Consider the following 24,803-nt stretch of genomic DNA (forward strand, 5'->3'; position numbering starts at 1 on the left):
TTGTGAAAGCACTATACACATGAAAAACCAACTTTATTTAATTTTATTACCCTACGAAGTACATAAATGCCAGTAAATAAACCCATAACAGGTCTAAAAAATGCCAAAATGTTGATCCTAGTTCTACTCCTAAATATTCTTGAGGGGAGTATTTACCCTTAATTTGATTATATAAAACTACTAATAACGTTATAATACCTGCTCCCACGTGCACAATATGCACCATTGCAATCAAGAAAACGTAAGATAATTTAATATTACTTGTTGGCCCTGTAAAATAATAGCCTGTAGCTATCATTTGAGAGAAACCATTAAACTGGAATACAATAAACGCAATACCCAGACCCAAAGTGGCCAACAGCCATTTGGTTCCCATGGAAGAATTCCCTCTTTTGATAGCCGTTTTAGCCATTATATAGGTAATACTACTTAAAATAATTAAAGCTGTACTTATAAAGAAAGAACTAGGCAGATGTAAATCACTAATCCAATCCTCACGTGAACTACTTACAATATAGGCACTAGTCCAACCCGCAAAGCCCATAATAAGGCTTACAATACCGAACCAGAGCATCATTTTCTTAGCCCTATCGTTCTTTTCTTTCCCCGTCCCTCTAGTTAAATCCATGATCATATTTAAATAAACTTATCTACTACGTAAACCACTTGCATTAGCGTAATATAACTAACACTAGCCAACATTAATTTTCGGGCAGTAACATTATCGCGCTTTTCATACAATAGAAATGCAAAGATCAACATAACCATACCCATCAAAAATATAATAACCGCCGCAGGAATTGAAAGTTGTAATCTGCCTGTTATTCCAAATGCGGGAACCACAGAAATAACCAACATCCAAATGGTATACATTATAATCTGTAACGCTGTACCCTTATCCTTTTTTCCAGTAGGTAACATTTTGAAACCTCCCCTTTTGTAATCATCATCCAACATCCAGCCTAAAGCCCAAAAATGTGGAAACTGCCAAAAGAACTGTATCATAAACAAAGTACCCGGTGCAATACCAAATTCATTTGTAGCGGCAACCCACCCTAACATAAATGGGATGGCTCCCGGAATAGCCCCAACAAAAACCGCTAAAGGCGTCTTGGTCTTTAAAGGCGTATAACAACTTGTATAAAGAAATATAGAAATTGCCCCGAACATAGCCGTTTTAGGGTTCAATATATACAGTGATACAACACCCAATACGGTTAGCAAAATAGCTAAGAACAGCGCTTTATTAACAGACATTCTACCAGCAGGTATAGGTCTATTTTCCGTACGCTTCATTAACGCATCTAAATCTTTTTCAATGATTTGATTGTAGGCATTAGAAGCCCCAACCATACAATAACCACCAAAAGCCAATAATAAAAGGGAAACAACCTCAATCTGAGGTGCGCCCAGTAAATAACCAGCCAAAGAAGAAAAAACCACACTAATAGCCAGCCTAGCTTTTGTAATCTCTTTAAAATCGGCCATTGCCAGCGCCAAAGTAGGAGCTGTTGCCGTATTCACCGCAGTCTTCATGCATCTTTTTTCGAACCGCAAAGATAGCTTTCAACCTCTATTTCTGCAACCAATTGGACATCTTTATATTATACGGCGCAAAGACTTCAAAAACAATGCGGCTAACACTAAACTATATGGCACAAAAAAACCCGTCTACTAAGTAGACGGGTTTTTTATATATTATAATGCTACAGCTTACTGCAACTTAAAAGTAATAGGAATACTAAATGGAACCCTTACAGCTCTACCACGTTGCTTACCTGGTGTCATTTTAGGAAGCTTACTAATAATACGAGCAGCTTCTTTCTCTAGGTTTTTGTCCGGTCCACGCATTCTAACGTTACCAATGCTACCATCTTTCTGAATAGTAAACATTACACTAACCCTACCTTGAACACCCATTTCCTGAGCAATTTCTGGGTATCTAAAGTTTTTACCAATGTGCTTCTGCATCATTTTCTGAAAACAAGCTCTTTTATCAGACTCACTTTCACAACCTGGAAAAATAGGCACATCTTCAATAACCGCGAAAGGAACATCTACATCTTCCACTTCTTCCTCGACCATAACGTCTTCTACCTCTATAATTTCTTCTTCCTGACTAGTTTCAGTAGATTCGATTACAGTTTCCTCAACCTCTTCTTCATCTTCAACAACCTCAATAATTTCAGGAGCCGCTGGTGGCGGTGGTGGCGGTGGCGTCTTAATTTGCTCCGTCATAGGAACCTCTTCGTCCAATTCATCATCAACATTCATTGAAATATCGTAATCATTGGTCTTATCATACGTTTTCCACTCCAATGCAGTGTACACTAATCCCATTGTAACTGCTAGGCCAATAACAAAATAAAGTCCACTACTGCGGCCTACATCTGCTTTCGGGTTCTTTTTCGGTTCCATAATTTTGTATTTTAATGTGTGCTAATTTAATTAAATAATTCTTTAACAAGCAACTAATTCCTCCATTTTAACCACCTTTCCTTAGAAAAAAAGGATTTTACGGCTAATGACCCTATGATTGCACCCACACTATTTGCCAATGCATCAAAAATATCGCCATGGCGATCTGCCGTTAAACTATACTGCAATACCTCAATAACTATACCATAACCGATAGCCCCAATTAAAGCAAATAAAACCGCCTTGCGTAGAGACATACTTCCTTTGGTCACTTCTCTAATAAAAAACACAGCTAGAAAGGCCGCACCAAAGTAAAAGGAAAAGTGAACTACCTTATCTAGGTTTGGGATATCTATGTTTGCAGCATCAGTACCCTTAAAAGAAACTAAGCTAGAAAATGTTACAAACACCATCCAACTAACAAATGCAATTGTATACTTATGCTTTTTAAGCACCAATAAGCGATTTATAATCATCAGCGGACAAAAGACCGGCTACTTCAGAAGCATCACTAATCTTAATCTTAACCATCCAACCATCTCCGTAAGGATCAGAATTTACGCTTTCAGGAGCATCTTCCAGTTTTTCATTGAACTCAATGATTTCTCCACTTAAAGGCTGAAATAAATCTGAAACCGTTTTTACTGCTTCAACTGTTCCAAAAACCTCTTCTTTATCCAAAGTTTCATCTACGGTCTCTACCTCAACATAAACGATATCACCCAATTCACTTTGAGCAAAATCAGTTATGCCAACAGTGGCTATATCACCATCTATCTTGATCCATTCGTGGTCCTTTGTATACTTTAATTCTGTAGGTATATTCATGGTCTTATTTTTATGAAAACAAATGTATTGTTTTCTGAAGGAGTATTCAAAAAAACACGGCCAAGTTGATAAGGAAATACACTATAAGTTAATATAAAGGACCCTGGACAACTGTTTCCGTAATTTTAGGGAGCGATAAATTAATTACCGAAATTGTACCTAATAGTAAAGCCAGTGTTGATTGTTGTCTGCGGAAAAGCAGTAGATACAGCAAACTGAGAGAACGAATGATCATAGAAGAACAAGGCATTCAAATTTTTACTTAGCGCGTAATCTGCAGTAAACTTAATAGATAGTAAGTTTTGACCTGAAGTAATCTGATTATTATCTATATCTAAGTTTCTAATAATAGTAATATTGTCCCTTAACGTAACATCGGCTTTTAAGTTCAAATCTCCTTTTAAGCGGGTTTTATTTCCACCAATATTAGTTACAAACTTCACATCTTTAAAACGATACCCTAAACCAACAGTATATTCCTTACCGTTCATTTCGGTCATAAGGTTGTTATCAAAACTAAGTGCCAAGGTTCTGCTGGTTCTCATCTCTGCCAAGATGCTTACCGAGTTTTTCATTTCAAAATCTAGACGTACCAAAGGATTAAACTCATCATTTAAGACAACGTTATTTAAAATAAGATCGGACATTTGATCACCTGTATCTGGATCTAAGGTGGATAGCCCATCATTTTCTAACTGTACTTTTTCAAGATTAGTTTGAAAAGAATTAATGCTATAAGCCGCACGGTATCCATGGCTCAAAGAAAAACGCTGAAACCTTTTCTTAAACCACTTATTACGCATAAGTCCTGTAAACTTTAGATTCCAATTTGGAATAGGTATTTGACGGAAAGCATCTAAATTTACGCGTTCTGCATCTTGCCCAGTGTAGGCCGCAAAGAAAGCGGGAAGCAACACATCTTGTTGCGTTTTTCCATATTTTTCAGGAAAACCAGTATCAGGATCTAAAGCCAAAGTCTCGCCTCTATCCGCAACTAAACGATTGGCTATAATAAGACGGTTCTGTTTAAACTGCTCAAAAGTCTTTGAATCAAACTCACTACTCTTATTAAAAACGGTACCGATCATAACGGTAGATATACTAAAGTTACCGTAGTTATTTCCTAAAAGGTTGTTATACTCTAATGACCCGTCTACGTTACGTATTACACTAAAATTCTCTTGATAGCTGTTGGAATACTGTCTATCCGCAGATAAATCTATGGTTAAATCCTTGGTTGGTTGCGCCGTAGCTGTAATATTTAACTGTCTGTTTACATTTTGAATATACTGCTCGTTGAATTCTTCAAAACCAGTCAACCATCCTTTTCTTGCTGCATTAAAACGCACATCTGCCTGACTACCGAATACAAAACCTACTGAAGGCTTTAACGACCCTACAAAACCAACAGACTGGGTATATCCTGGTAATACCTTACCTCTACTCTCATTATAGTTTACGTTCACACGTTTTACCATGGTAAGTACATCTACTGCTGTATTAAAAAGACCGCCACTTTTCTTTTTAGTCTTCTCTTCTCCTGGTGTCGGATTTCCGGCTTTATCTTTCCTTATTGGTCCTTTAGGCGCAGCTGATTTGCCACTGCGTTTTTTAAGACCAAGCATGTCATAGAACTTTTGCATGGTTAGATTTGCAGTAATATTATGCGTACTAGCATTCTGAACCGTATTGATATCTTCTAATGCCACTTCTCTTAGGGCATCACCACCACGTTGCCAGTCAAAGTTACTGGTATAACTGTATTGTGAATTTATAAAATCCAGTAACGGAATCTTGCTAAATGGAAGTTCATAGTTTAACTCTAACTGTTGTGCATGCCTGTTTGGTTCTCCCAAGTCCCAAAAACCATCCCATAGGCCCAACGTTTGATCAATAGCGGAATCGGGGTCTGAAGGGTCTTCAAAATAATTACGAACAATATGGTTATTACTTGCCGTCATATTTAAACGCAGTGATTTGGTAAGGCTATAGTTTACCGCGTACTGCCAGTTAAACTGATAATTTCTTTGGCGCAATGTTGGCAAGTCTAATTTATCTACTCCTTCTTCCACAACATCCCTAAAACGTTGTTGACTAAATTGCCTTTCTATATTAGAGTTAACAGATACACTTGTTGGCAATAAACTAAGATTCAATTCTTTTAACCATCTCCAATAGCGACTAGTAAATAAAGAATCGTTTTTAGCAAAAGGAGCTACCTCAACAGGTTTAAAATTGTGATTGTATACAAATCCTGTTGCAACGTTCTGGTCTTCTAAAGAAGCAATTTCAAAATCCCTATGATTGGTTTCGTTGTACGAATAATTAAAAGTGAAATTCTCTACATCGTAAAAATTAGCATCTGCCTCTTCTCCTCTATCCTTACGGACTCCGATAAAGTTTATACTCGTTCGTTTGGTGTAATCCTCTGCTTGTTCCTCAATGGCTTTCGCGTCTTCAGGATTATCCGCAGCATCAATCCTATCCTGCAATTTTAAATCATCATAAACGGGATCAAACTCTGGGGTTATCATTTGTTCAGATATACCATAGTTAAACGGAAGCTGAATTCCCCATTTATTTGGAAGCAATTGACCTAGGTTCACATTGGTTACTAAATCGTAAGAAAGAGCATCTTCACGAGCGCGTTCATTAGGCATTTGATCAATAGCACCAAAACCGGAGGTACTAGTACTACCCGTTGCTGAAACATTTGCAAAATCTGCAAAATTGGCATCTACCGCAGCCAAAGCCGCCCATCCACCTTCATTATCCAAACCGGCCAAACGTAATTCATTAAACCAAACTTCACCTCTTGCGGGAGTCCTACTAACATTTTTTACACCCACCATCATACTACGGATGCTTCCCAAAGACGGGTTACCTTGAATACCTATACGCAACCTACCTGGAGTTCTTGCAGAAAGTGGGTCTTCCACCAGTTCTGCCTCACCATCAATAATTTCAAAATACCTTATTTGACTAAGGTCACTTCCTGCTATCCATTTCGACTTCACTTTATTAAGATCTGCCAATACAATCTCCATTTGGTTATTATCTGGCCAAATAGCTTCTTCGGAACTAGCTCCAAAAGGTGTAAACTCCAATGGTATCTCTAGTTGATAGAAGTTTTCCGAGAAATCTGTTCCAATTCTAAGAAAACCAATCAAAGGTTCTTCAACATCATAATTATCGGTCTCTAAAATTTTCTCAGCATGTATAAACATTTTCAATTTCTCATACTGGCGCACATCTATCTCAAGGTTTTTAAAAACACCTCTTGAATCTTGCGACTCTAGGTTTTCCACTACCAGCGACAGTGACTGCTCATTCTGTTGAATAATTGTATTATTATTATTCAATTGTTCTCTAAGAACACCTGGTGGCAGAACATAGGGAATTGGTGTCCTGCTTTCATTTTCTTGAATATTTACAGCGTTTACATCTAAAGTAGTAGCGTCATCTTCCGGATCATCATTATCTATGTCAAGTGTCTTCGTATACGTTCTCCAATCCCCTCTTACCAAATCAAGCGTTGCAAAACGCAAAAGTACATCGCTAGAAAAGCCCGTCATGTACATACGTAAAGAGCTTACCGAACGGAAATCTGTGATACCTCCTACTGCATCAGTAAAGTCACTTAATGGAATTTTATACTGAATCCATCGTGTACGCACCGTACTTTCATTTGGGATTCTCGTTCCTGAAAGCACCAGTGAATCACGAATATCAGTTACATATTTATCATTAATAGTCGTGTTGGGTTTAATAGGAATTCTATATTCATAATAACTATTTACCGTATTCATGGTAAGGTCACGATCAATATCCTCAACGTCTGGCAATGTTGTAGACCCTCTATTATCATTAGTTACTTCTACCGGAGAGTTCCCTTGTGGGTTGTTAAAATTCAAGTAACGCTCTAAAATACCACCTTCCCTTTGCAAGAAATACTCATAGTTATCCAAAGCTGGATCTTCAGGATTGTCATTACCATAAATAGCCGCTTCAGCTGCATCATCTAGACCATCAAAACCTATATCTTGTTGGCCACGACTGTTTTCATCTACATCAAAAGCATACACTAAAGCCTGTGTTGCTGGAACCGGGCCCCAAATTGGATCTTCTGGCTTAATACTCCCCTGCCCATCAATAGGTAATCCGTTTTCATATTGTTTGAGACCATCAGATAAAATATCTTCGGAAATATTACCTAGATTAAAAACCAATTCACCTTGGCTAGTAGCGGTTCCTTCCAAATAAGGATCCATCACCCAAAATTGTACAAACTCTACATTGGCTTGCTCAAAATTAGTACTGCTCAACGATCGCATAATACCACCCCATTTCTGGTTGGGCCCTTCTGTATTAAAATTAGCATTTGCATTATAGGGTCCTTTTAATTCAGGATAATATGCCAAATCTAATGTAGTCTGTTGGCGTGTCTGCCCTTGCGCTACTTCAACCTGTGGAAAAACCTCATCTATAAATATTCTTCTTGTTGCGTTTGTTGAAATATCGTTATCACTTATACTAGAAGGTCTTTGATTGGTATAAAAAACGGGATCTATACTATACCAAGCCGTTTTAGCTCTACCAAAACCAGTTTCCAATCCCTTTTGCGTGGGTGCGTCTAAAAATTCCACAGGAGTACTTGCTAATGCCCAGCCCAAAGAAGAACGAATATCTATCAGCGCCTGAGCTCCTTCAAAATCATCTAAATAGGTGGTTGTTTCTCCTTGAAAATCAGCATTTTTAGGTGAATTAGGCTTTAACCACGCTACTTCACCACGAACCGAAAGCATAGACGGCACGTCTGTATCTATATTAGGAAGTTTGTTTACCAACCTGGTTAAAAAAGGAACTTCTGTTGAGAAATTTCCATTGAAACCAAATACGGTATTGTTTACAGGCTCTACTCCAAAATTGGACTTTTGTGTTAGTGGCCGTTCATTTAAATTCAATAAAGTGGCCCCCAAGACAAAATTCTTATTAAACTGATGTTCTACATTCACGCCTGTAAAACGACGTGTTTGCTGACCGAATACAGCGTTATTTTCTACCGAAATATTAATTGGAGTATTTGAAGCTTCTAAACTCGGATCAAGAATCTGAACCGTACCCGCCTGATAATTTACGGTATAATCAATACCTTCTTGCAATTGTCTTCCACCAGCGGTAACACGAACCGACCCTCTTGGCACGTTAAAAGCACCTATAGGAATACCATTGCTTCCCTCTGATTTATAAGTACCCTTAAGTAAAAACTTATCTTTTTCAGGATCCTGTAAAGCAGCTGATTTGGTCTGCACGTACATATCTCTAAATACATACTTTTTTTGGTTAGTGTTATACGTACTTTCCGTTTTATAATCTTCAACACCACCTAAACGATTAAATAAATACTCACCAAAAGGCTCTACTTTGGTGAAAATAATCTGGCCGTTTTGTGTGTCTACGGTAATACCAGGTACAAAGTCAAAAAATCCATCACCACCAGATTGCACATCATTATAGGCATTCAACCTATCAAAATTAAAAACATTTAGCAGTATACGCTCTTGAAGAGGTTTGCCGCCATCTGTTTGGTTTGGAAAATCTTCTACCGGAGTAATATAATTTCTTGGTGTTGGGTTGGAATAAAGAATATTCATTTTAAAATCTTCTTCACTCAATCTAAAAGCACCCGTAGCATAAATGTTCTTCATCATCAAATCCCAGATAGGATCAGATACGTTGGTGATATTACTTTTCAGTAATTTGAGAATCAACGTGTTGTTTTCTATTATAGGATTATCAATAGCTCCCGAAACCGTAGTGGCATCTAGTCCCCCATTGGCAAATTCCCCTACTTGATAAACTTTACCGTTATAGGTATATTGAAATGCAACAGCCAAAACCTCATCATTACTTAAACGTTGGTTCAATGAGATATAACCTAATTGCGAGTTAAATTGAAAATCTCTACTCTGTTCTAATTTTCTAGCATTTTCTAAATAGGCGTAATCAAAACCTTGATTAGGCAAGTACCCTGACACATTAAAACCCTGTTCTATAGTGGCTACATCACGAATACTTGTTGTTAGCGCTCCCCCTTTACCAATTAAAGATGGATCATAGTTGTTTGCGTTATTTCGTGGCAATTGATTTGGCTGTCCTGTATTAGTTTTAAAAAATGATGCAGGAGCATTTTGGCCAATTCTAGTGGTTTCATCTCCCGCAACTAAGGGATCATATTCACCTAAATCCTGAATACCTACAATATTACGAACGTTTAAAGTTTGTTGGCTACGGTTGGTAACCCACACTTCTAAACGCGTAATCTGAACTTGACTTCTTATATAAGGATAGTTGACTAAAGCCGCATCGTAATTGTCCCTAAAGTATTGTGATAAGAAGAAATGCTTGTCTTCATCATATTGCAGAGCTGAAACAGAAAAATCATTAACTGTACCACCACCTTGTGCAACAACAGTATTATTTTGTGAACGTTGCTCTGAAAACACTGCTGTAACGGTAGTTTTACCAAATTGAAGCTGAGTTTTAACCCCAAAAAGACTTTGTGCCCCAGTAATTAAAGAACTGTTAAGCGGCATGTTTACGTTACCTACTTCAATGGACTGTATAATATCATCCTCAGTAGGTGTGTAATCTAATTTTACAATGTTCTGAAAATCGAAAGTGGCTTCTGTATCGTAGTTTGCGGTTACCTGTAATCGCTCTCCTATCTTGCCTAGCATACTCAAACTTATACGTTGATCAAAATCAAAAGAAAGATTGGTACGGTTTCTTGGGGATAAAGAAGGATTGTCGTTCTTCTGCCAGATAACCCCTAAATCCATTGCAACAGAACCCTGTGGTATTACCTCTATAGTATTACCTCCAAAAATAGATTGAAAGAAGTTGTTGTTTACATAAAAGTTAGGAAGTAAGTTTTTTCTAGCCTCTTCACTACCTTCTTTTTTACCTGAGTAAGCATCAGACTTTTCTTTAAAGTAGCCTTTAATTCCCTCTTGACGTACTAGTTCATAATACTGTTCCGGTGTTAGAATTACAGGATACCCAATATCAAAATCACCTACCTTCTCAGAATAGATGTACATGTTAAGGTTTGTGTCGTAATCGTATTTAGAAACAATACTTTCCGGATTTTCCATTTTGAGTTTACCCAAAGAAAAACCGGTCTTTACAGAATCCACTTCTTGCTCTTCCCTATCTTCATTTTCGGTTTCTTGAGCATACGATATACTGGAGGAAACAATCAAAAATAAAAATAGGAGTGTAAGCTTAAATGGTGATTTAAGAAATAGTTTGGCCCCTGTTTTCAAACTTGTTATAAATTTTTAAGCGCAAGTTTAATTATGTTCTCTACGCTGAGCGAGGGATCTTGGGTAAGTACTTTATCAACTACCTTTTCGGCTTGTCTTCTTACAAAGCCAAGAACCTCTAAAGCAGATAACGCTTCTTCTTTATTAGTATTGTTCGCAAGTGCGGAAACTTCGCCTATATCGTAAACTTTTAAAATCTTGTCACGAAGGTCTAGAATTACTCGTTGGGCAGTTTTGGCTCCTATGCCTTTGATAGACTGAATTGTTGGCACGTCCCCATTGGCAATAGCATCCCTAATTTGAGCGGGTTCCAATGAAGAAAGCATGGTTCTTGCCGTACTTGAACCAATACCGGAAACCGATAATAAAAGACGAAAAATTTCACGTTCCGACCTTTCAGAAAAACCGAATAACGTGTGTGAATCTTCCTTCACCTGTAGATGGGTGAATAAACTAATACTTTCTGAATCCCCTATCTTAGAAAAAGTATTCAAAGAAATATTAACAAAATAGCCCACTCCAGCACATTCTATTACTACATATGTTGGATTCTTTTCTACAAGTTTGCCTTTGAGGTGGGTTATCATGTTCGGTGTGGTTTTGAGGAGTTATTTTGTCCGGCCATTACAGCCGGACGAATACTATTATTAAGCCTTTGTTGATTTGGCTTTTTTTCTTTTTTCTCTTTCTTGGGCATCTATAACCGCAACCGCCGTCATATTTACCATTTCATCTACACTTGCCCCTAATTGAAGGATATGAACTGATCTTCTTAAACCAACCATGATTGGGCCAATACTATCCGCCTGGTTCAATTCTTTCAATAATTTATAAGTAATGTTTGCCGCTTCCAGGTTAGGAAAAATCAAGGTATTGACTTTTTTACCAGCAAGTTTAGAAAAAGGAAACTGACTCTGTAATAACTCTTTATTTAATGCAAAATCTGTTTGGATTTCACCATCAACGATTAAATCAGGATTTCTTTCATGTAAAATACGAACCGCTTCTCTTACTTTTTTAGCATGAGGATGGCTAGATGAACCAAAGTTTGCATAAGACAATAACGCCAATACAGGTTCAAAACCAAAAGTAGCCGCAACATTAGCTGCATTCTGTGCTATTTCAGCGATCTCTTCTGCGTTTGGATCAATATTTATAGAAGTATCGGACAAGAACAAAGGTCCCTTATCTGTAATCATGATGTTTACCGTAGATACCTTTTTAACGTTCGAAGCTCTCCCTATAACTTCAAAAATAGGTTTTACTACTGTTGGGTAGGCTCTTGAGTATCCAGAAATCATTCCATCCGCATCACCTTCAAGCACCATCATAGCACCAAAGTAGTTACGCTGTCTCATTCTTATTTTAGCACTATAAAGTGTAGTACCACTTCTTTTTCTACTTTCCCAAAACTTGGTCGCGTAGCGAATATGTTTTTCATCAAACTCATTAGAAGTCGGGTCTAAAATTTCTATATCAGCATCAAAATCTATTTCCTTTTTTAGCTCAAGAATAACTTCTTTTCGTCCTAAAAGAATAGGTTCTGCAATACCTTCTTCATAAACGATCTGTGCTGTTTTAAGTACATCCAAATGATCGGCCTCTGCAAAAACAATACGTTTTTTATTCATTTTGGCCCGGTTGTGCAACAAACGCACTACCTTATTATCATTACCAGAACGCTGTAACAATTCCTCTTTGTATCGGCCCCAATCATCAATAGGGTTCTTAGCCACACCACTATCCATTGCTGCTTTAGCTACGGCTGGTGGAATTTCAGCTATCAAACGTTGATCAAAAGGTTTTGGAATAATATATTCTTTACCAAAAGTCAACCTAGTTTCCCCATAAGCAATATTTACCTGCTCTGGAACAGGTTGCTTGGTAAGATCGGCCAATGCTTTTACAGCGGCCATTTTCATCTCTTCGTTAATAGTTGTAGCACGAACATCTAAAGCGCCTCTAAAAATAAAAGGAAAACCAAGTACATTATTCACCTGATTAGGATGATCAGACCGTCCTGTAGCCATAATGATGTCTTTACGGGTCTTTACTGCTAAATCATAACTTACCTCTGGATCAGGGTTAGCCATGGCAAACACAATAGGGTTTTTGGCCATTGTCAGTAACATATCAGCCGTAACGATATCAGCAATAGATAATCCTACAAATACATCTGCATCTACCATTGCTTCAGAAAGCGTATCTATTTTTCTATCTGTAGCAAATTCTTTTTTAGAAGCAGATAGATTTTCAGCATCTTTTCTAATAACCCCCTTACTGTCTAACATGACAATATTTTCGGCTTTGGCACCAAAAGCTTTATACAATTTGGTACAAGATACCGCTGCGGCACCAGCGCCACTTATTACAATCCGTGCCTCACTCATTTTCTTTTCAGATAATTCAAGGGCATTTAGCAATGCTGCGGCAGAAATAATTGCCGTTCCATGCTGATCATCATGCATTACCGGAATATCAAGCTCTTCTTTTAGCCTTCTTTCTATTTCAAAAGCTTCCGGGGCTTTTATATCTTCTAAATTGATTCCTCCAAAAGTTGGAGCTATCATTTTTACGGTCTCAACGAATTTATCTACATCTTCAGTATCAACTTCAATATCAATCCCGTCTATATCAGCAAAAATCTTGAATAACAAACCTTTACCTTCCATAACAGGTTTAGAGGCTTCTGGACCAATATTTCCCAGACCCAAAACAGCCGTACCGTTAGATATGATAGCAACAAGGTTACCTTTAGACGTATACTTATATGCATTCTCTTTATCCTTCGCAATTTCAAGACAAGGTTCTGCTACACCTGGCGAATAGGCCAAAGCCAGATCGCGTTGTGTAGAATACGGTTTTGTAGGAACGATTTTTATTTTTCCAGGCTGCGGTTTAGCATGATATATCAATGCTTCCCTTCTCAGTTTTTCATTGCCCATAAGTCCATTAGATTTTAGAAAACAAATTTAAGGGTATTCAACGGATAAGTATAGTACGTGAACCGTATAAATTTCCAAGATACCGATTCGCTGCATTACAAAATCAGGTTTTAAACAATTTATACCTCCTTATCAGCTTTTACGTTTAACCGTAATGAAAATACGCTGGCGAGAATAAAAAACGTACCTGCAAATAAAATAGCGTTCACGGCATTACCTCCTAGAAGGTTTTTAAAGATAGGTCCAAAAGTTACCGTTTCTATTCCCATGGGAATGACAATCATCATATTTAAAATACCCATATACACCCCTCTCCTGTCTTGTGGAACAATCTTGGCAACCATAGTATAAGGTATACCCATCATGGCGGCCCATCCTATACCAAAGAGCACCATTGGAAATAATACATAGATTGAATCGGAAATATACGGAATAGCAAAAAGTGCAAGACCGGTTCCCAGTAAGCTTGCCGCATAGATTTTTTTACTTCCATATTTAAGGGCTAATGGAACCAAAGCCAGCGCCACAATCATAGTTGTAATATTGTAGGTAGTACTCATTTTTGCAGATTGAGCAGCGGCTTCCGAAAGATTAAAACCCATTGTACTCATAAACAAAGGAGTTATAAACTGCCAATACACAAAAAGGGCGTACCACTGAAAAAGGTAAACTACAGAAAGTTTCCACATAAAAGAAGGCATTTCTTTTATTGCTTTTGCTATCTCTACGAACGGCATATTGAACCGTTGACCAAATGACATGGCCTTGTGTGCCTTTATCTCTTCGAATTCTTCTTCTGATGGTGGAATTTCAGGTGTTTTCAATACCGACCAAAGGATGGTAGCTACTGATAAGAAGGCACCAATAAAAAAGGAATAGTACAACCATTTTGGAATGGAACCCGCCACATCAACAACATCATCTACACTGAACCAATCTTGAAATAAGAAAATTGAGGCATTAGCCAAAACAATACCAGCACCTACAAATAGACTTTGCATTTGATACCCAAGACTTAATTGCTTTTCAGGTAATTTATCACCTACAAAAGCACGGTAAGGCTCCATAGCCATATTGTTCCCTACATCTAAAATCCACAGTAGACCTACGGCGAACCATAACGCTGGACTTAATGGAAATGCGAATAAACAGAGACTTCCTATAATGGCCCCAATCAAGAAAAACGGCTTACGCCTACCAAAACGAGGTGACCAGGTCTTATCTGATATAGCACCTATTATAGGTTGAATTATTAAACCGGTTACCGGTCCGGCTATATTTAAAATAGGCAGCATATCTTCTGAAGCACCTAAAAACAGGAAAACAGGATTGATTGCAGTTTGCTGAAGTCCAAAACTAAACTGAATGCCTAAAAAGCCTACATTCATATTGAAAATCTGCCAAAAACTTAAGCTAGGTTTTTTAATAAAGTTCATTCGAAGTTGGTTTTGGTCTAAAAACTACCTAACAATATAGGATAATAAATCCTCCACCGGAAAGAACTTAACAGGAAAATCTTAAAGATGACTAACTCTATCGTTTTCGTAGAGCGAACAACTATTTTAAAAACTTTATGTTTCGCTGTAAACCTGAAAATTTTGTTCGTTTTACGGCAGACTTCTGAAAAACCTTTCTAAAAACATCCTCGGTAATTTCTTCCCAATCTTTTTTCGACATAGACAGCAGTTCAGGATGTGGATTGAACAATGGTTCTTTATGAGGTTTAGAAAAACGATTCCACGGACACACATCTTGACATACATCACAACCAAAGGCCCAATCATCAAACTTGCCTTCAAACTCCGTAGGAATCTCGTTTTTAAGCTCTATGGTAAAGTAAGAAATACATTTACTTCCGTCAACCACATACGGCTCAACAATGGCCTCCGTTGGACAAGAATCTATACAGGCGGTACATGTACCGCAATGGTCCGTAACACGAGTATCATATTCTAAATCCAAATCAACAATAAGTTCGGCAATAAAATAGAAGGATCCCACCTGCTGGGTAAGTAAATTGCTGTGTTTACCCATCCAACCCAATCCGCTTTTTGCAGCCCATGCCTTATCCAGTACGGGAGCAGAATCTACAAAAGCCCTACCCCCTACCTCGCCTATATTATCAGAGATAAAATTTTGAAGTTCACGCAATTTTGATTTAATAACGTGGTGGTAATCGTGGCCGTAAGCGTACTTAGATATTTTATACGTCTCGCCTCCTTGTAATTCTTCAGGATAATAATTGAGCAACAAAGAAATAACGGACTTAGCGCCATCTACCAATAAACGCGGATCTAGTCGTTTATCAAAATGGTTGGCCATGTACGACATTTCGCCGTTCATGTTATTATTGAGCCATTTTTCAAGTCGAGGTGCTTCCTCTTCTAAGAAATCGGCTTTGGAAATACCACAAGACAAAAAACCGAGGCGTTTGGCTTCGGTCTTAATAAGTTCTGAGTATTTCTCTTTGGAGTTCATATTAAAACAACCCGGGTTGCACCCCTCCTTTGAGCCTTCCTAGGTGTTTATAGGCCAAATCGGTTACTTCGCGTCCACGTGGTGTTCGCATGATAAAACCTTGTTGTATCAAAAAAGGCTCATAGACTTCTTCAATAGTTTCAGCACTTTCAGAAACTGCCGTTGCCAGCGTAGTTATACCCACTGGTCCTCCTTTAAATTTATCTATTATTGTCGTTAGGATCTTATTATCCATCTCATCCAAACCGTGCGCATCAACATTCAAAGCTTTAAGGCTGTACTTGGAGATTTCCATATCTATATTTCCGTTACCCTTGATCTGTGCAAAATCCCGAACCCTTCTTAATAAGGCATTACAGATTCTAGGTGTTCCCCTACTTCTACCTGCAATTTCAATAGCTGCATCTTGATTAATCTCTACTTTCAATATTTCTGCACTACGTTCAACAATGGTAGAAAGCAACTCAGTAGAATAATACTGCAAACGGCTTTGGATACCAAATCGTGCACGCATAGGCGCTGTTAACAACCCTGATCGGGTGGTGGCTCCTATAAGCGTAAACGGATTAAGGTTTATCTGTACTGACCGGGCATTAGGACCCGACTCAATCATGATATCAATTTTATAATCCTCCATGGCAGAATACAGGTACTCTTCTACAATCGGGCTCAACCGGTGGATCTCATCTATAAAAAGAACATCGCGTTCATCGAGATTTGTAAGAAGACCCGCAAGATCTCCTGGTTTATCCAAAACAGGACCAGAAGTAATTTTGATTCCCACTCCTAATTCACTCGCCAGAATATGTGCCAAAGTGGTTTTACCTAAACCAGGAGGACCATGAAACAAAGTGTGATCTAACGCTTCGCCCCTTTGGTTGGCCGCTTCCACAAAAACCTTTAAATTCTCCAAAACCTGCTCTTGACCCGTAAAGTCATCAAAACTTATGGGGCGTAAAGCTCTTTCTATATCAAATTCCTCAGGAGTAAAATTCTCCCCTTCGGCGTCTAAGTACTCGTTCATATCAAAACAAAGATAGCAGAAAAAGAAACAAGCCCACTATACTTCATGACCCTAATCTATCGTTTCCTATTTGGCTAGAAACCTACTTTTTGTGAAAATAATTTTCGTAATTTCATTCCATGCAAGACTCCACTTACTCTTCAGAAATACTTCAATACATTCCTTTCTACTATGTCATTTGGTCTGACGACCTGCTTACGGCATCAGAAATTAATGTAGTACAAAATGCTATAGATGCAGATAAAACCTTGTCCGAAAAAAGTCGGGCGCAATTGCTTGAATGGCTTGACACGAATAATCCACCTGCAAATTCAGAACTAAAAAAATGGAAACAAACAATTTCTAACTCGGCCGTAAAATTGGTTGAAAGTGAAACGTACCCTTTAGCAGCGTTCAGTCAAAAAGTAGTTTCCCATTACAAAGGTGAATGTCCATTTAACGAACAATTAAAATATATTGAAATACAGCTAGGCATTCAACCTAACCACTACAATCATCTTTTTGATGTGGAAGTAGCCCATGAAGCTACCTCCGACTTTTATAATGCAGATGAGATTGATACTATTTTAAAAGGAAAGCATGTAAAAGTGGTTGATTATTTTAGAAAGGTGCTTGCAGACCCTATTTTTAAATGGGATGTTCATAGAAACAAAGAAGACTTTAGGGAGGTTGTTCTAAACCAAGTAAAATTCTTAGCTGATAAAGGCTATGGCGCCATGGCATACCCAGAAGCATATGGCGGGACCAACGATATGGAAGGCTACGCCTACATGTTCGAAAATATGATGTTTGTTGATGGTAGCCTGTCTATAAAATTCGGTGTTCAATTTGGACTCTTTGGCGGAAGTATACAAAAATTAGGAACCAAAAAACACCACGACCAGTACTTAGCAAAAACAGGCAAGACCGAACTTTTGGGTTGTTTTGCCATGACTGAAACGGGTCATGGTTCCAATGTACGTGGTATTAAAACAACTGCAACGTACGACAACAAGACAAACCAAATCGTTATTCACACTCCAGGAAAAAACGACAACAAAGAATATATTGGAAATGCATTGCATTCCAAAATGGCCTCGGTATTCGCCCAACTTATTGTCAACGGAAAAAACGAAGGCGTACATGCTATTCTTGTTCCGCTTAGAAATGAGAAGCACGAGCTTCTACCAGGTGTAATTATAGAAGATAATGGTTACAAATTGGGTCTAAACGGAGTTGACAATGGTAAAATATGGTTTAACCAAGTTGCTGTACCCAGAGAAAATCTATTAAACAAATACGGAGACATCAAAGAAGATGGCACCTATTATTCTGACATCAAAAACCCAAATAAGCGCTTCTTTACCATGCTGGGGACTCTGGTTGGCGGAAGAATCTGTGTAGCACGAGCAGGTCTAGGAGGCGCCAAATTCTCTTTAGCCGTTGCTATTAAACACGCATTAAAGCGAAGACAGTTTAATGACAGCATAAAAGTGCAAGAAGACCTTTTAATGGACTACCCTACGCATCAATTGCGTCTCACACCTTTAGTGGCTAGCGCCTATGTGTATCATGTTACTCTAGACAAGATGATGCAACAGTATTGCGACCCGTCTGAACCAGATAAGCGAAAAGTAGAAACCCAAGTAGCTGGACTAAAGTCCATAATTACTTGGTACGCCAACGATACCATTCAAGAATGTCGTGAAGCTTGTGGCGGAAAAGGATACCTTTTAGAAAATAGAATAGCAGACCTAAAAGGCGATGTAGACATCTTTACCACTTTTGAAGGTGATAATACGGTATTGCTATTATTGGCTGCAAAGGGAGTTCTATCTGACTTTAAATCTGAGTTTAATAGCGCTGGGTTCTCTGCCGTACTGAAAATACTAGGTATGCAGATAAATGATAAGTTAACGACCATTAACCCTATTTACACGAACAAGATAGATAAAGACCATCTGTACAATCCTAAGTTTCATAAACACGCTTTTGATTACCATACGAGACGCCTTACCTATTCATTGGCTATGCGTATACGAGATTATATCAAAAAGGGAGTACCCTCATACCAAGCCTTTTTAAAAGTACAAAGTCATTTAGTTGCCTTAGGAAAAGCCTACAGTAACGAATTGGCCTATACTACATATTGTGACTTTGTAGAAACTATAGAAGATGATAAGAATCGTGCTTTATTTCAGAAGTTAGGTACGCTTCATGCGTTACGTACTATACGACAAGATGCAGAGTGGTATCTAGAACAAGGTTATATTGGCGGAACCAAATCAAAGGCTATACGCCAACGAGTAGAACGCTTATGTACCGAGCTAAGACCTCATATTGAGGTACTGGTTGATGGTTTTGGTATTCCCGAGTACTGTATGAGTGCTCCTATAGCAAATTAAGCTATAATTTGGCATAACTACTTTTCTTTAAGTAACTCTGAAGTATCTAAGAAATCAATGATTTCAATTTTGGATTCTCCATACAAATGTGTTTTAGCGCTACCACTAGAGGTAAGTTGTATGGTTTTGACAGGCCTCACATAAGCACTTGCAGATTCTTCTATAGTTAGATAAATAGCTTCTGCTTCTAACTTCTCGCCTTTCATTTTTGAATTTTCTAAAAGGTTGACATATAATTCATAGGTAGTCCCTTCGAGTATTGCCGTTGCATTTTTGTACATTTTAACATTACTCAAATCACTATTCGAAAATATTTTAACATCCACCCTATCTTTAAGTACCATGTTAACTTCTTGACCTCTTAGATTAAATTCTCCTGAACTGTTCCCTTCCATATTAATATTGAAAACTTCTGCATCTGCATTCAAGTTCAATTTGGATGACTCATGCATATCTACATAAAGGTCTTTTGAAGTAATAGCTCCATCCATATCTATCTCCCCATCATACATCGTAATAGATTCAAGGTAAATATAATTAACCGTAATTTCCAACTTCTTCTTTCGGGTAATATTATAAAACGAGCTAATTTGTAAAACACTATCTTCTACCTTAAATCTAAGAACATCTATAAGATTATCATCTGCAGTAATTGCTATACCTTCTTCCGTAGAGTCGTGTAACCTTATTTCCAGATCATCTCGTAACTCAATAGCATGGAAAGGTGGTAATTCTTGGTATACATCTACTACTTCTTTGTTCCCCTTTATTTTTGGTTTTCGTTGAGAAAAGGCTTGAAACGAAATTATTAAAGCAAATAGAAAAACTGATATTTTCATGGTATAGTGTCTTTGGTACAAGTGGGTTAGGTTAATAACTTATAATCTGCGAATGTATCTTTTATTGTTCTTATCCGGAAATGATCTCAAATAAATGTATCAAAAAAAATGCCTAACTATAAAAGTTAGGCATTTTTATTTGAGTTAATCTATAATTTAATGCTGAAGCTCTTCTTCATCTTTCTGTAAAGGCAATGTTTGAGGGACAAAATCCTGTCCTGGAATAATATACTCATCATTCTCATCTACCTTACTATAATCATAAGCCCAACGGTGAACTTCAGGAATAGCACCAGGCCAGTTACCATGGATATGCTCTTGTGGAGTAGTCCATTCCAAAGTAGTTGCTTGCCATGGATTTCTAGGCCCTACCTTACCGTAGAAAATGCTTCTTACAAAGTTAAACACAAATATAAGTTGTGCACTAGCCGTAATTATTGCAAACACGGTCATCAATACTTGAATATCTGTCAATTCATCAAACATTGGGAAAGCTGTATTCTCATAGTAACGTCTTGGAACCCCTGCCATACCAACAAAGTGCATTGGAAAGAATATACCATACGATCCAACAGCAGTAATCCAGAAATGGATATACCCTAAGTTCTTGTTCATCATTTTACCTTCGAACATTATAGGGAACCAGTGGTAAATACCAGCAAACATCCCGTATAGTGCAGATATACCCATTACCAAGTGGAAGTGAGCAATTACAAAATAGGTATCATGAACATTAATATCTAATGTACTATCACCTAACACAATACCCGTAAGACCCCCAGTAATAAAGGTAGAAACCATACCTATTGAAAACAGCATGGCCGGATTCAATTGTAGGTTACCTTTCCAAAGTGTAGTAATCCAGTTAAAGGCTTTTACTGCAGATGGTATAGCAATTAATAATGTAGTAAATGTAAATACCGATCCTAAGAACGGGTTCATACCAGAGATAAACATATGGTGACCCCAAACAATTGTAGATAAGAAGGCAATTGCCAAAATAGAGGCAATCATTGCACGATATCCAAAAATAGGTTTTCTAGCATTTACTGCCATTACCTCAGATACAATACCCATTGCTGGTAAGATTACAATATAAACCTCAGGGTGACCCAAAAACCAGAAAAGGTGTTCATATAATACGGGAGAACCACCTTGGTAATGTAAAACTTCACCTTGTATGAATATATCGGACAAGAAGAAAGATGTACCAAAACTTCTATCCATTATCAACAATAATGCTGCTGACAATAATACTGGAAATGATATAATACCAATAATAGCTGTTACAAAAAATGCCCAAATAGTTAAAGGTAATCTTGTCATAGACATCCCTTTCGTACGAAGGTTAATTACCGTTACCACGTAATTCAAAGACCCTATAAGTGATGAAGCAATAAATATTGCCATTGCTACCAACCAAAGCGTCATACCCATACCAGAACCTGGTTGAGCCATAGGTAAAGCACTTAATGGAGGATAAATTGTCCATCCTGCAGCAGCTGGACCAGCTTCCAAAAACAAGGAAGATAACATTATGACACATGAAACGAAAAACATCCAAAAGGATAGCATATTCATAAAACCAGATGCCATATCTCTTGCACCAATCTGCAACGGAATAAGGAGGTTACTAAATGTACCACTCAAGCCTTGAGTTAATACAAAGAATACCATGATAGTTCCGTGTATAGTAACTAATGCTAAATACACGTCAGCATCCATAACACCTTCAGGTGCCCATTTACCCAATAAAGCTTCGAAAACAGAAAAAGATTCTCCAGGCCAAGCCAATTGCATACGAAACAAAAGAGACATTGCAATACCAATTGCCCCCATAACGAATACACCAAGAATCAAATACTGTTTAGAGATCATTTTATGATCCTGACTAAATATATATTTGGTTACAAAGGTTTGTTTGTGGTGATGCTCATGATCGTCATGTGCATGATCATCAACCTGTGCATTTGCAGTAACAGACATATTTGTTATTCTTTAATTTTAAAATTTTCTTTTAAAGCTCCTCCCGACTACCTCTTACTAATACGTTAGTGCGTATTAATGACTAGCTGTAGCGGACTCAATATTCTTGAATTCATCTGTTGATGCTTGACCCATCACATTTTGCCCGAAGGTTTTCTGTTCGGCTATCCAAGCATCATACTCCTCTTGCGTCTCTACAATGATCTTCATTTGCATGTTGTAGTGAGACTTTCCACATATTTTATTACAAAGAAGAATATAATCAAATTCCCAAGGGTCTGAATTATCTTCCCCATTTGCTGCTCTTTCAGCTCTGATTACATTGGTACGTTTTACCTTATCTGCTACATCCGGATTCTGTCGCATCTGTTCCGTAGTAAATATAGGTGTAAAAGAAAATTGCGTAATCATACCTGGAACACAATTCATCTGAGCCCTAAAATGGGGCATATATGCAGAGTGTAATACATCTTGAGAACGCATTTTAAAGTTTACTTTTCTACCTACAGGTAAATGAAGCTCTTTAACAATAATATCATCGGCCGCATACGTATCAGATTCATCTAAACCAAGAACATTGGCTTTGTCTATATCAATCATTCTAACATTAGCTTTACCAAGAACGTTATCTTCACCACCATATCTGGCTGTCCAGTTAAATTGTTGCGCATAAAGCTCCACAATTAAAGGATCATCGTCATCGTTGATATCCATAATGGTTGTCCAAGTGTACAAACCCCAAAGAATAAGACCTGATAAAACAATAACTGGAATGATAGTCCATATAAATTCCAAACGATCACTGTCTGCAAAGAAAAGAGCTCTATTACCCTTTACACCACGATATTTATAACCAAAATAATGTAATAGTCCCTGCGTAAGTGTTTGAACCATAAAGATGATAACAAAAGACACCAACATTAAGGAATCATACTCGGCACCATGTGCAGAACCTGCTTCAGGAAGCAAGAATTTAGAATATTTCCAGAAACTGAAAATTGTAATTCCATAGATGAAGATAAGAAAAGCAAACAGAAGGTATCCGTTCGTTTTGTTATCCGAATCGTTGGCTATTTGAGAATTTTCGGCCTTGAGCTGTGACAATTCGAAAATCTTCGTCATTTGCCATATCGCTATCGCGACAAGGGCCAAAACCACTAAAGTCAATAATGTAGTCATCGTATGTTCTACTATTATACGTTAAAAATACTAATAATGAAAATGTCTGCTTTCTTCAATAAACGGATTCCGTTTAGGTTGTAAAGGTGCATTTGTTAAAGCACGGAACACCCAGAAAATAAATAAGCCTGCAAAGAAAAGTACAGCTCCTATTTCAGGAATACCTATAAACCACTGATCACCTACCGTTGATGGCATAATCATATTGAAAATATCCATGTAGTGCCCTCCAAGAATAACAACACCTGCCATAATAACAAACCAATTAAGACGTTTGTAATCGCTATTCATTAAAAGTAATACAGGGAACAAAAAGTTCATTGCAATCATTCCGAAGAATGGTAATCTATAATCTTCTATTCTTGTTATGAAGTAGGTAATCTCTTCAGGAATGTTTGAATACCAAATCAACATAAATTGCGAGAACCAAAGGTACGTCCAAAAAATACTGATACCGAACATGAATTTAGCTAAATCGTGTATATGGCTATCATTAACATCTGGCAAATACCCTCTAGACTTTAAGTATATAGTTACCATGGCAATTACAGTAATTCCCGATACAAACATACTAGCAAACACATACCATCCGAACAATGTACTGAACCAGTGCGGGTCAACACTCATAATCCAGTCCCATGACATAATTGATTCTGAAATCAAATAAAACACCAAGAAAGCAGCAGATATTCTGAAATTCAATTTAAAACTAGAGTTGTCATCGGACTCATCTTGTTTTAATGATAATTTTCTAGAGTATTCTCTGTAAAATATCCATCCTCCTAAAAACACAGCTGCACGAATCAAAAAGAACGTAGGGTTTAAGTAACCTGACTTCCCTTGTAGAAGATGATCATTTGCAACAACATCTGCATCTGCCCAAACAAACAAGTGGTTCATATGAAACATAGACAACGCTAAAATCACAAACACAATGATACCACCAGGTACCAAATAAGACGTTATGCCTTCCATTACTCTAAAAAGTAATGGCGACCAACCCGCTTGGGCCGCCCTCTGTATTGCATAAAAAGCCAATACACCTAAAGCAATCATAAAGAAAAAGAATGCGGCTACATATAATGCTGCCCATGGCTTGTTCTGTAATTGATGTAAAAGATGTTCGTCGTGCGAAGAATCATGTGACTCTCCATGTGCTTCCGCTGCTTCTCCATGAGCTCCCGCAGAAACTTCATGAGCAGTAACCTCATGGGCATCAACAGCACCATGTGCATCTCCATGCCCATCACCATGACTGGCAACTATAGCTTTTGCCTCCTCAACTGTACTAGGTGCCGATATGAATCCGATAGCAATACCTAGTATCCCAAGAGCCATTAAAATAAAGGAACCGATCTTTAATTTGTTTGAAAACGTATACATATCCCTTTTCT

The 24,803-nt window shown here is 37.7% G+C and carries 16 protein-coding genes; 1 reads left to right on the plus strand and 15 read right to left on the minus strand.

Annotated features, from left to right (window positions below; all coding sequences use genetic code 11):
- Nucleotides 1–46: 46 nt before the first annotated feature.
- From IWB64_RS02925 to ruvB, 11 genes are all read right to left on the minus strand, one after another.
- Nucleotides 47–628, minus strand: a complete 582-nt coding sequence (locus tag IWB64_RS02925; protein WP_194532595.1) for a cytochrome c oxidase subunit 3 — start codon at nucleotides 626–628, stop codon at nucleotides 47–49.
- An 8-nt stretch (nucleotides 629–636) separates the two neighbouring features.
- Nucleotides 637–1,536 (minus strand): heme o synthase, encoded by a 900-nt coding sequence (gene cyoE / locus IWB64_RS02930; protein WP_194532596.1) that lies wholly within the window; start codon nucleotides 1,534–1,536, stop codon nucleotides 637–639.
- 177 nt (nucleotides 1,537–1,713) lie between these two features.
- A complete protein-coding gene (locus IWB64_RS02935) occupies nucleotides 1,714–2,418 on the minus strand; it encodes an energy transducer TonB (RefSeq protein WP_194532597.1) in 705 nt (234 codons plus the stop codon).
- A gap of 53 nt (nucleotides 2,419–2,471) precedes the next feature.
- The gene (locus tag IWB64_RS02940; protein WP_194532598.1) at nucleotides 2,472–2,873 is read right to left on the minus strand and encodes a VanZ family protein; all 402 of its coding nucleotides are present in this window, start codon (nucleotides 2,871–2,873) and stop codon (nucleotides 2,472–2,474) included.
- Nucleotides 2,866–3,246: a glycine cleavage system protein GcvH gene (gene gcvH / locus IWB64_RS02945; RefSeq protein WP_194532599.1), complete on the minus strand. Its 381-nt coding sequence runs from the start codon at nucleotides 3,244–3,246 to the stop codon at nucleotides 2,866–2,868. The genes IWB64_RS02940 and gcvH overlap by 8 nt, the downstream gene beginning before the upstream one ends.
- A gap of 140 nt (nucleotides 3,247–3,386) precedes the next feature.
- The gene (gene sov, locus IWB64_RS02950; protein WP_194532600.1) at nucleotides 3,387–10,574 is read right to left on the minus strand and encodes a T9SS outer membrane translocon Sov/SprA; all 7,188 of its coding nucleotides are present in this window, start codon (nucleotides 10,572–10,574) and stop codon (nucleotides 3,387–3,389) included.
- A 5-nt stretch (nucleotides 10,575–10,579) separates the two neighbouring features.
- Complete coding sequence (ruvA, locus tag IWB64_RS02955; RefSeq protein WP_194532601.1) at nucleotides 10,580–11,161, minus strand: Holliday junction branch migration protein RuvA; 582 nt, start codon at nucleotides 11,159–11,161, stop codon at nucleotides 10,580–10,582.
- 60 nt (nucleotides 11,162–11,221) lie between these two features.
- A complete protein-coding gene (locus IWB64_RS02960; RefSeq protein ID WP_194532602.1) occupies nucleotides 11,222–13,519 on the minus strand; it encodes an NADP-dependent malic enzyme in 2,298 nt (765 codons plus the stop codon).
- Nucleotides 13,520–13,638: 119 nt separating this feature from the next.
- Nucleotides 13,639–14,955, minus strand: a complete 1,317-nt coding sequence (locus tag IWB64_RS02965) for an MFS transporter (protein ID WP_194532603.1) — start codon at nucleotides 14,953–14,955, stop codon at nucleotides 13,639–13,641.
- Between the two features lie 121 nt (nucleotides 14,956–15,076).
- The gene (gene queG / locus IWB64_RS02970) at nucleotides 15,077–15,997 is read right to left on the minus strand and encodes a tRNA epoxyqueuosine(34) reductase QueG (RefSeq protein ID WP_194532604.1); all 921 of its coding nucleotides are present in this window, start codon (nucleotides 15,995–15,997) and stop codon (nucleotides 15,077–15,079) included.
- A gap of 1 nt (nucleotide 15,998) precedes the next feature.
- Nucleotides 15,999–17,021 carry a Holliday junction branch migration DNA helicase RuvB gene (ruvB, locus tag IWB64_RS02975; RefSeq protein WP_194532605.1) on the minus strand — a complete coding sequence of 341 codons (1,023 nt, stop codon included), beginning with the start codon at nucleotides 17,019–17,021 and terminating at the stop codon, nucleotides 15,999–16,001.
- A gap of 119 nt (nucleotides 17,022–17,140) precedes the next feature.
- On the opposite strand from ruvB, the gene IWB64_RS02980 reads away from it, so the two are divergent.
- A complete protein-coding gene (locus tag IWB64_RS02980) occupies nucleotides 17,141–19,405 on the plus strand; it encodes an acyl-CoA dehydrogenase family protein (RefSeq protein WP_194532606.1) in 2,265 nt (754 codons plus the stop codon).
- 17 nt (nucleotides 19,406–19,422) lie between these two features.
- Here the strand turns inward: IWB64_RS02980 and IWB64_RS02985 are convergent, their stop codons facing one another.
- From IWB64_RS02985 to IWB64_RS03000, 4 genes are all read right to left on the minus strand, one after another.
- Nucleotides 19,423–20,244, minus strand: a complete 822-nt coding sequence (locus IWB64_RS02985) for a GIN domain-containing protein (protein WP_194532607.1) — start codon at nucleotides 20,242–20,244, stop codon at nucleotides 19,423–19,425.
- A gap of 156 nt (nucleotides 20,245–20,400) precedes the next feature.
- The gene (locus IWB64_RS02990; protein WP_194532608.1) at nucleotides 20,401–22,230 is read right to left on the minus strand and encodes a cytochrome c oxidase subunit I; all 1,830 of its coding nucleotides are present in this window, start codon (nucleotides 22,228–22,230) and stop codon (nucleotides 20,401–20,403) included.
- A 75-nt stretch (nucleotides 22,231–22,305) separates the two neighbouring features.
- Nucleotides 22,306–23,409 carry a cytochrome c oxidase subunit II gene (locus IWB64_RS02995; protein ID WP_194532609.1) on the minus strand — a complete coding sequence of 368 codons (1,104 nt, stop codon included), beginning with the start codon at nucleotides 23,407–23,409 and terminating at the stop codon, nucleotides 22,306–22,308.
- Between the two features lie 30 nt (nucleotides 23,410–23,439).
- A complete protein-coding gene (locus IWB64_RS03000; protein WP_194532610.1) occupies nucleotides 23,440–24,792 on the minus strand; it encodes a quinol:cytochrome C oxidoreductase in 1,353 nt (450 codons plus the stop codon).
- Nucleotides 24,793–24,803: the final 11 nt, after the last annotated feature.

The organism is Zobellia nedashkovskayae, assembly GCF_015330125.1.
GTDB classification, from domain to species: Bacteria; Bacteroidota; Bacteroidia; order Flavobacteriales; family Flavobacteriaceae; genus Zobellia; species Zobellia nedashkovskayae.

Excerpts from the sequence above, each read along its gene's own strand:
- IWB64_RS02990 (WP_194532608.1), bottom strand. The coding sequence starts at position 22,230 with ATGTCTGTTACTGCAAATGCACAGGTTGATGATCATGCACATGACGAT.
- ruvA (WP_194532601.1), bottom strand. The coding sequence starts at position 11,161 with ATGATAACCCACCTCAAAGGCAAACTTGTAGAAAAGAATCCAACATAT.
- IWB64_RS02985 (WP_194532607.1), bottom strand. The coding sequence starts at position 20,244 with ATGAAAATATCAGTTTTTCTATTTGCTTTAATAATTTCGTTTCAAGCC.
- IWB64_RS02980 (WP_194532606.1), top strand. The coding sequence starts at position 17,141 with ATGCAAGACTCCACTTACTCTTCAGAAATACTTCAATACATTCCTTTC.
- IWB64_RS03000 (WP_194532610.1), bottom strand. The coding sequence starts at position 24,792 with ATGTATACGTTTTCAAACAAATTAAAGATCGGTTCCTTTATTTTAATG.
- IWB64_RS02965 (WP_194532603.1), bottom strand. The coding sequence starts at position 14,955 with ATGAACTTTATTAAAAAACCTAGCTTAAGTTTTTGGCAGATTTTCAAT.
- IWB64_RS02925 (WP_194532595.1), bottom strand. The coding sequence starts at position 628 with ATGGATTTAACTAGAGGGACGGGGAAAGAAAAGAACGATAGGGCTAAG.
- cyoE (WP_194532596.1), bottom strand. The coding sequence starts at position 1,536 with ATGAAGACTGCGGTGAATACGGCAACAGCTCCTACTTTGGCGCTGGCA.
- IWB64_RS02960 (WP_194532602.1), bottom strand. The coding sequence starts at position 13,519 with ATGGGCAATGAAAAACTGAGAAGGGAAGCATTGATATATCATGCTAAA.
- IWB64_RS02995 (WP_194532609.1), bottom strand. The coding sequence starts at position 23,409 with ATGACTACATTATTGACTTTAGTGGTTTTGGCCCTTGTCGCGATAGCG.
- queG (WP_194532604.1), bottom strand. The coding sequence starts at position 15,997 with ATGAACTCCAAAGAGAAATACTCAGAACTTATTAAGACCGAAGCCAAA.
- ruvB (WP_194532605.1), bottom strand. The coding sequence starts at position 17,021 with ATGAACGAGTACTTAGACGCCGAAGGGGAGAATTTTACTCCTGAGGAA.
- gcvH (WP_194532599.1), bottom strand. The coding sequence starts at position 3,246 with ATGAATATACCTACAGAATTAAAGTATACAAAGGACCACGAATGGATC.
- IWB64_RS02935 (WP_194532597.1), bottom strand. The coding sequence starts at position 2,418 with ATGGAACCGAAAAAGAACCCGAAAGCAGATGTAGGCCGCAGTAGTGGA.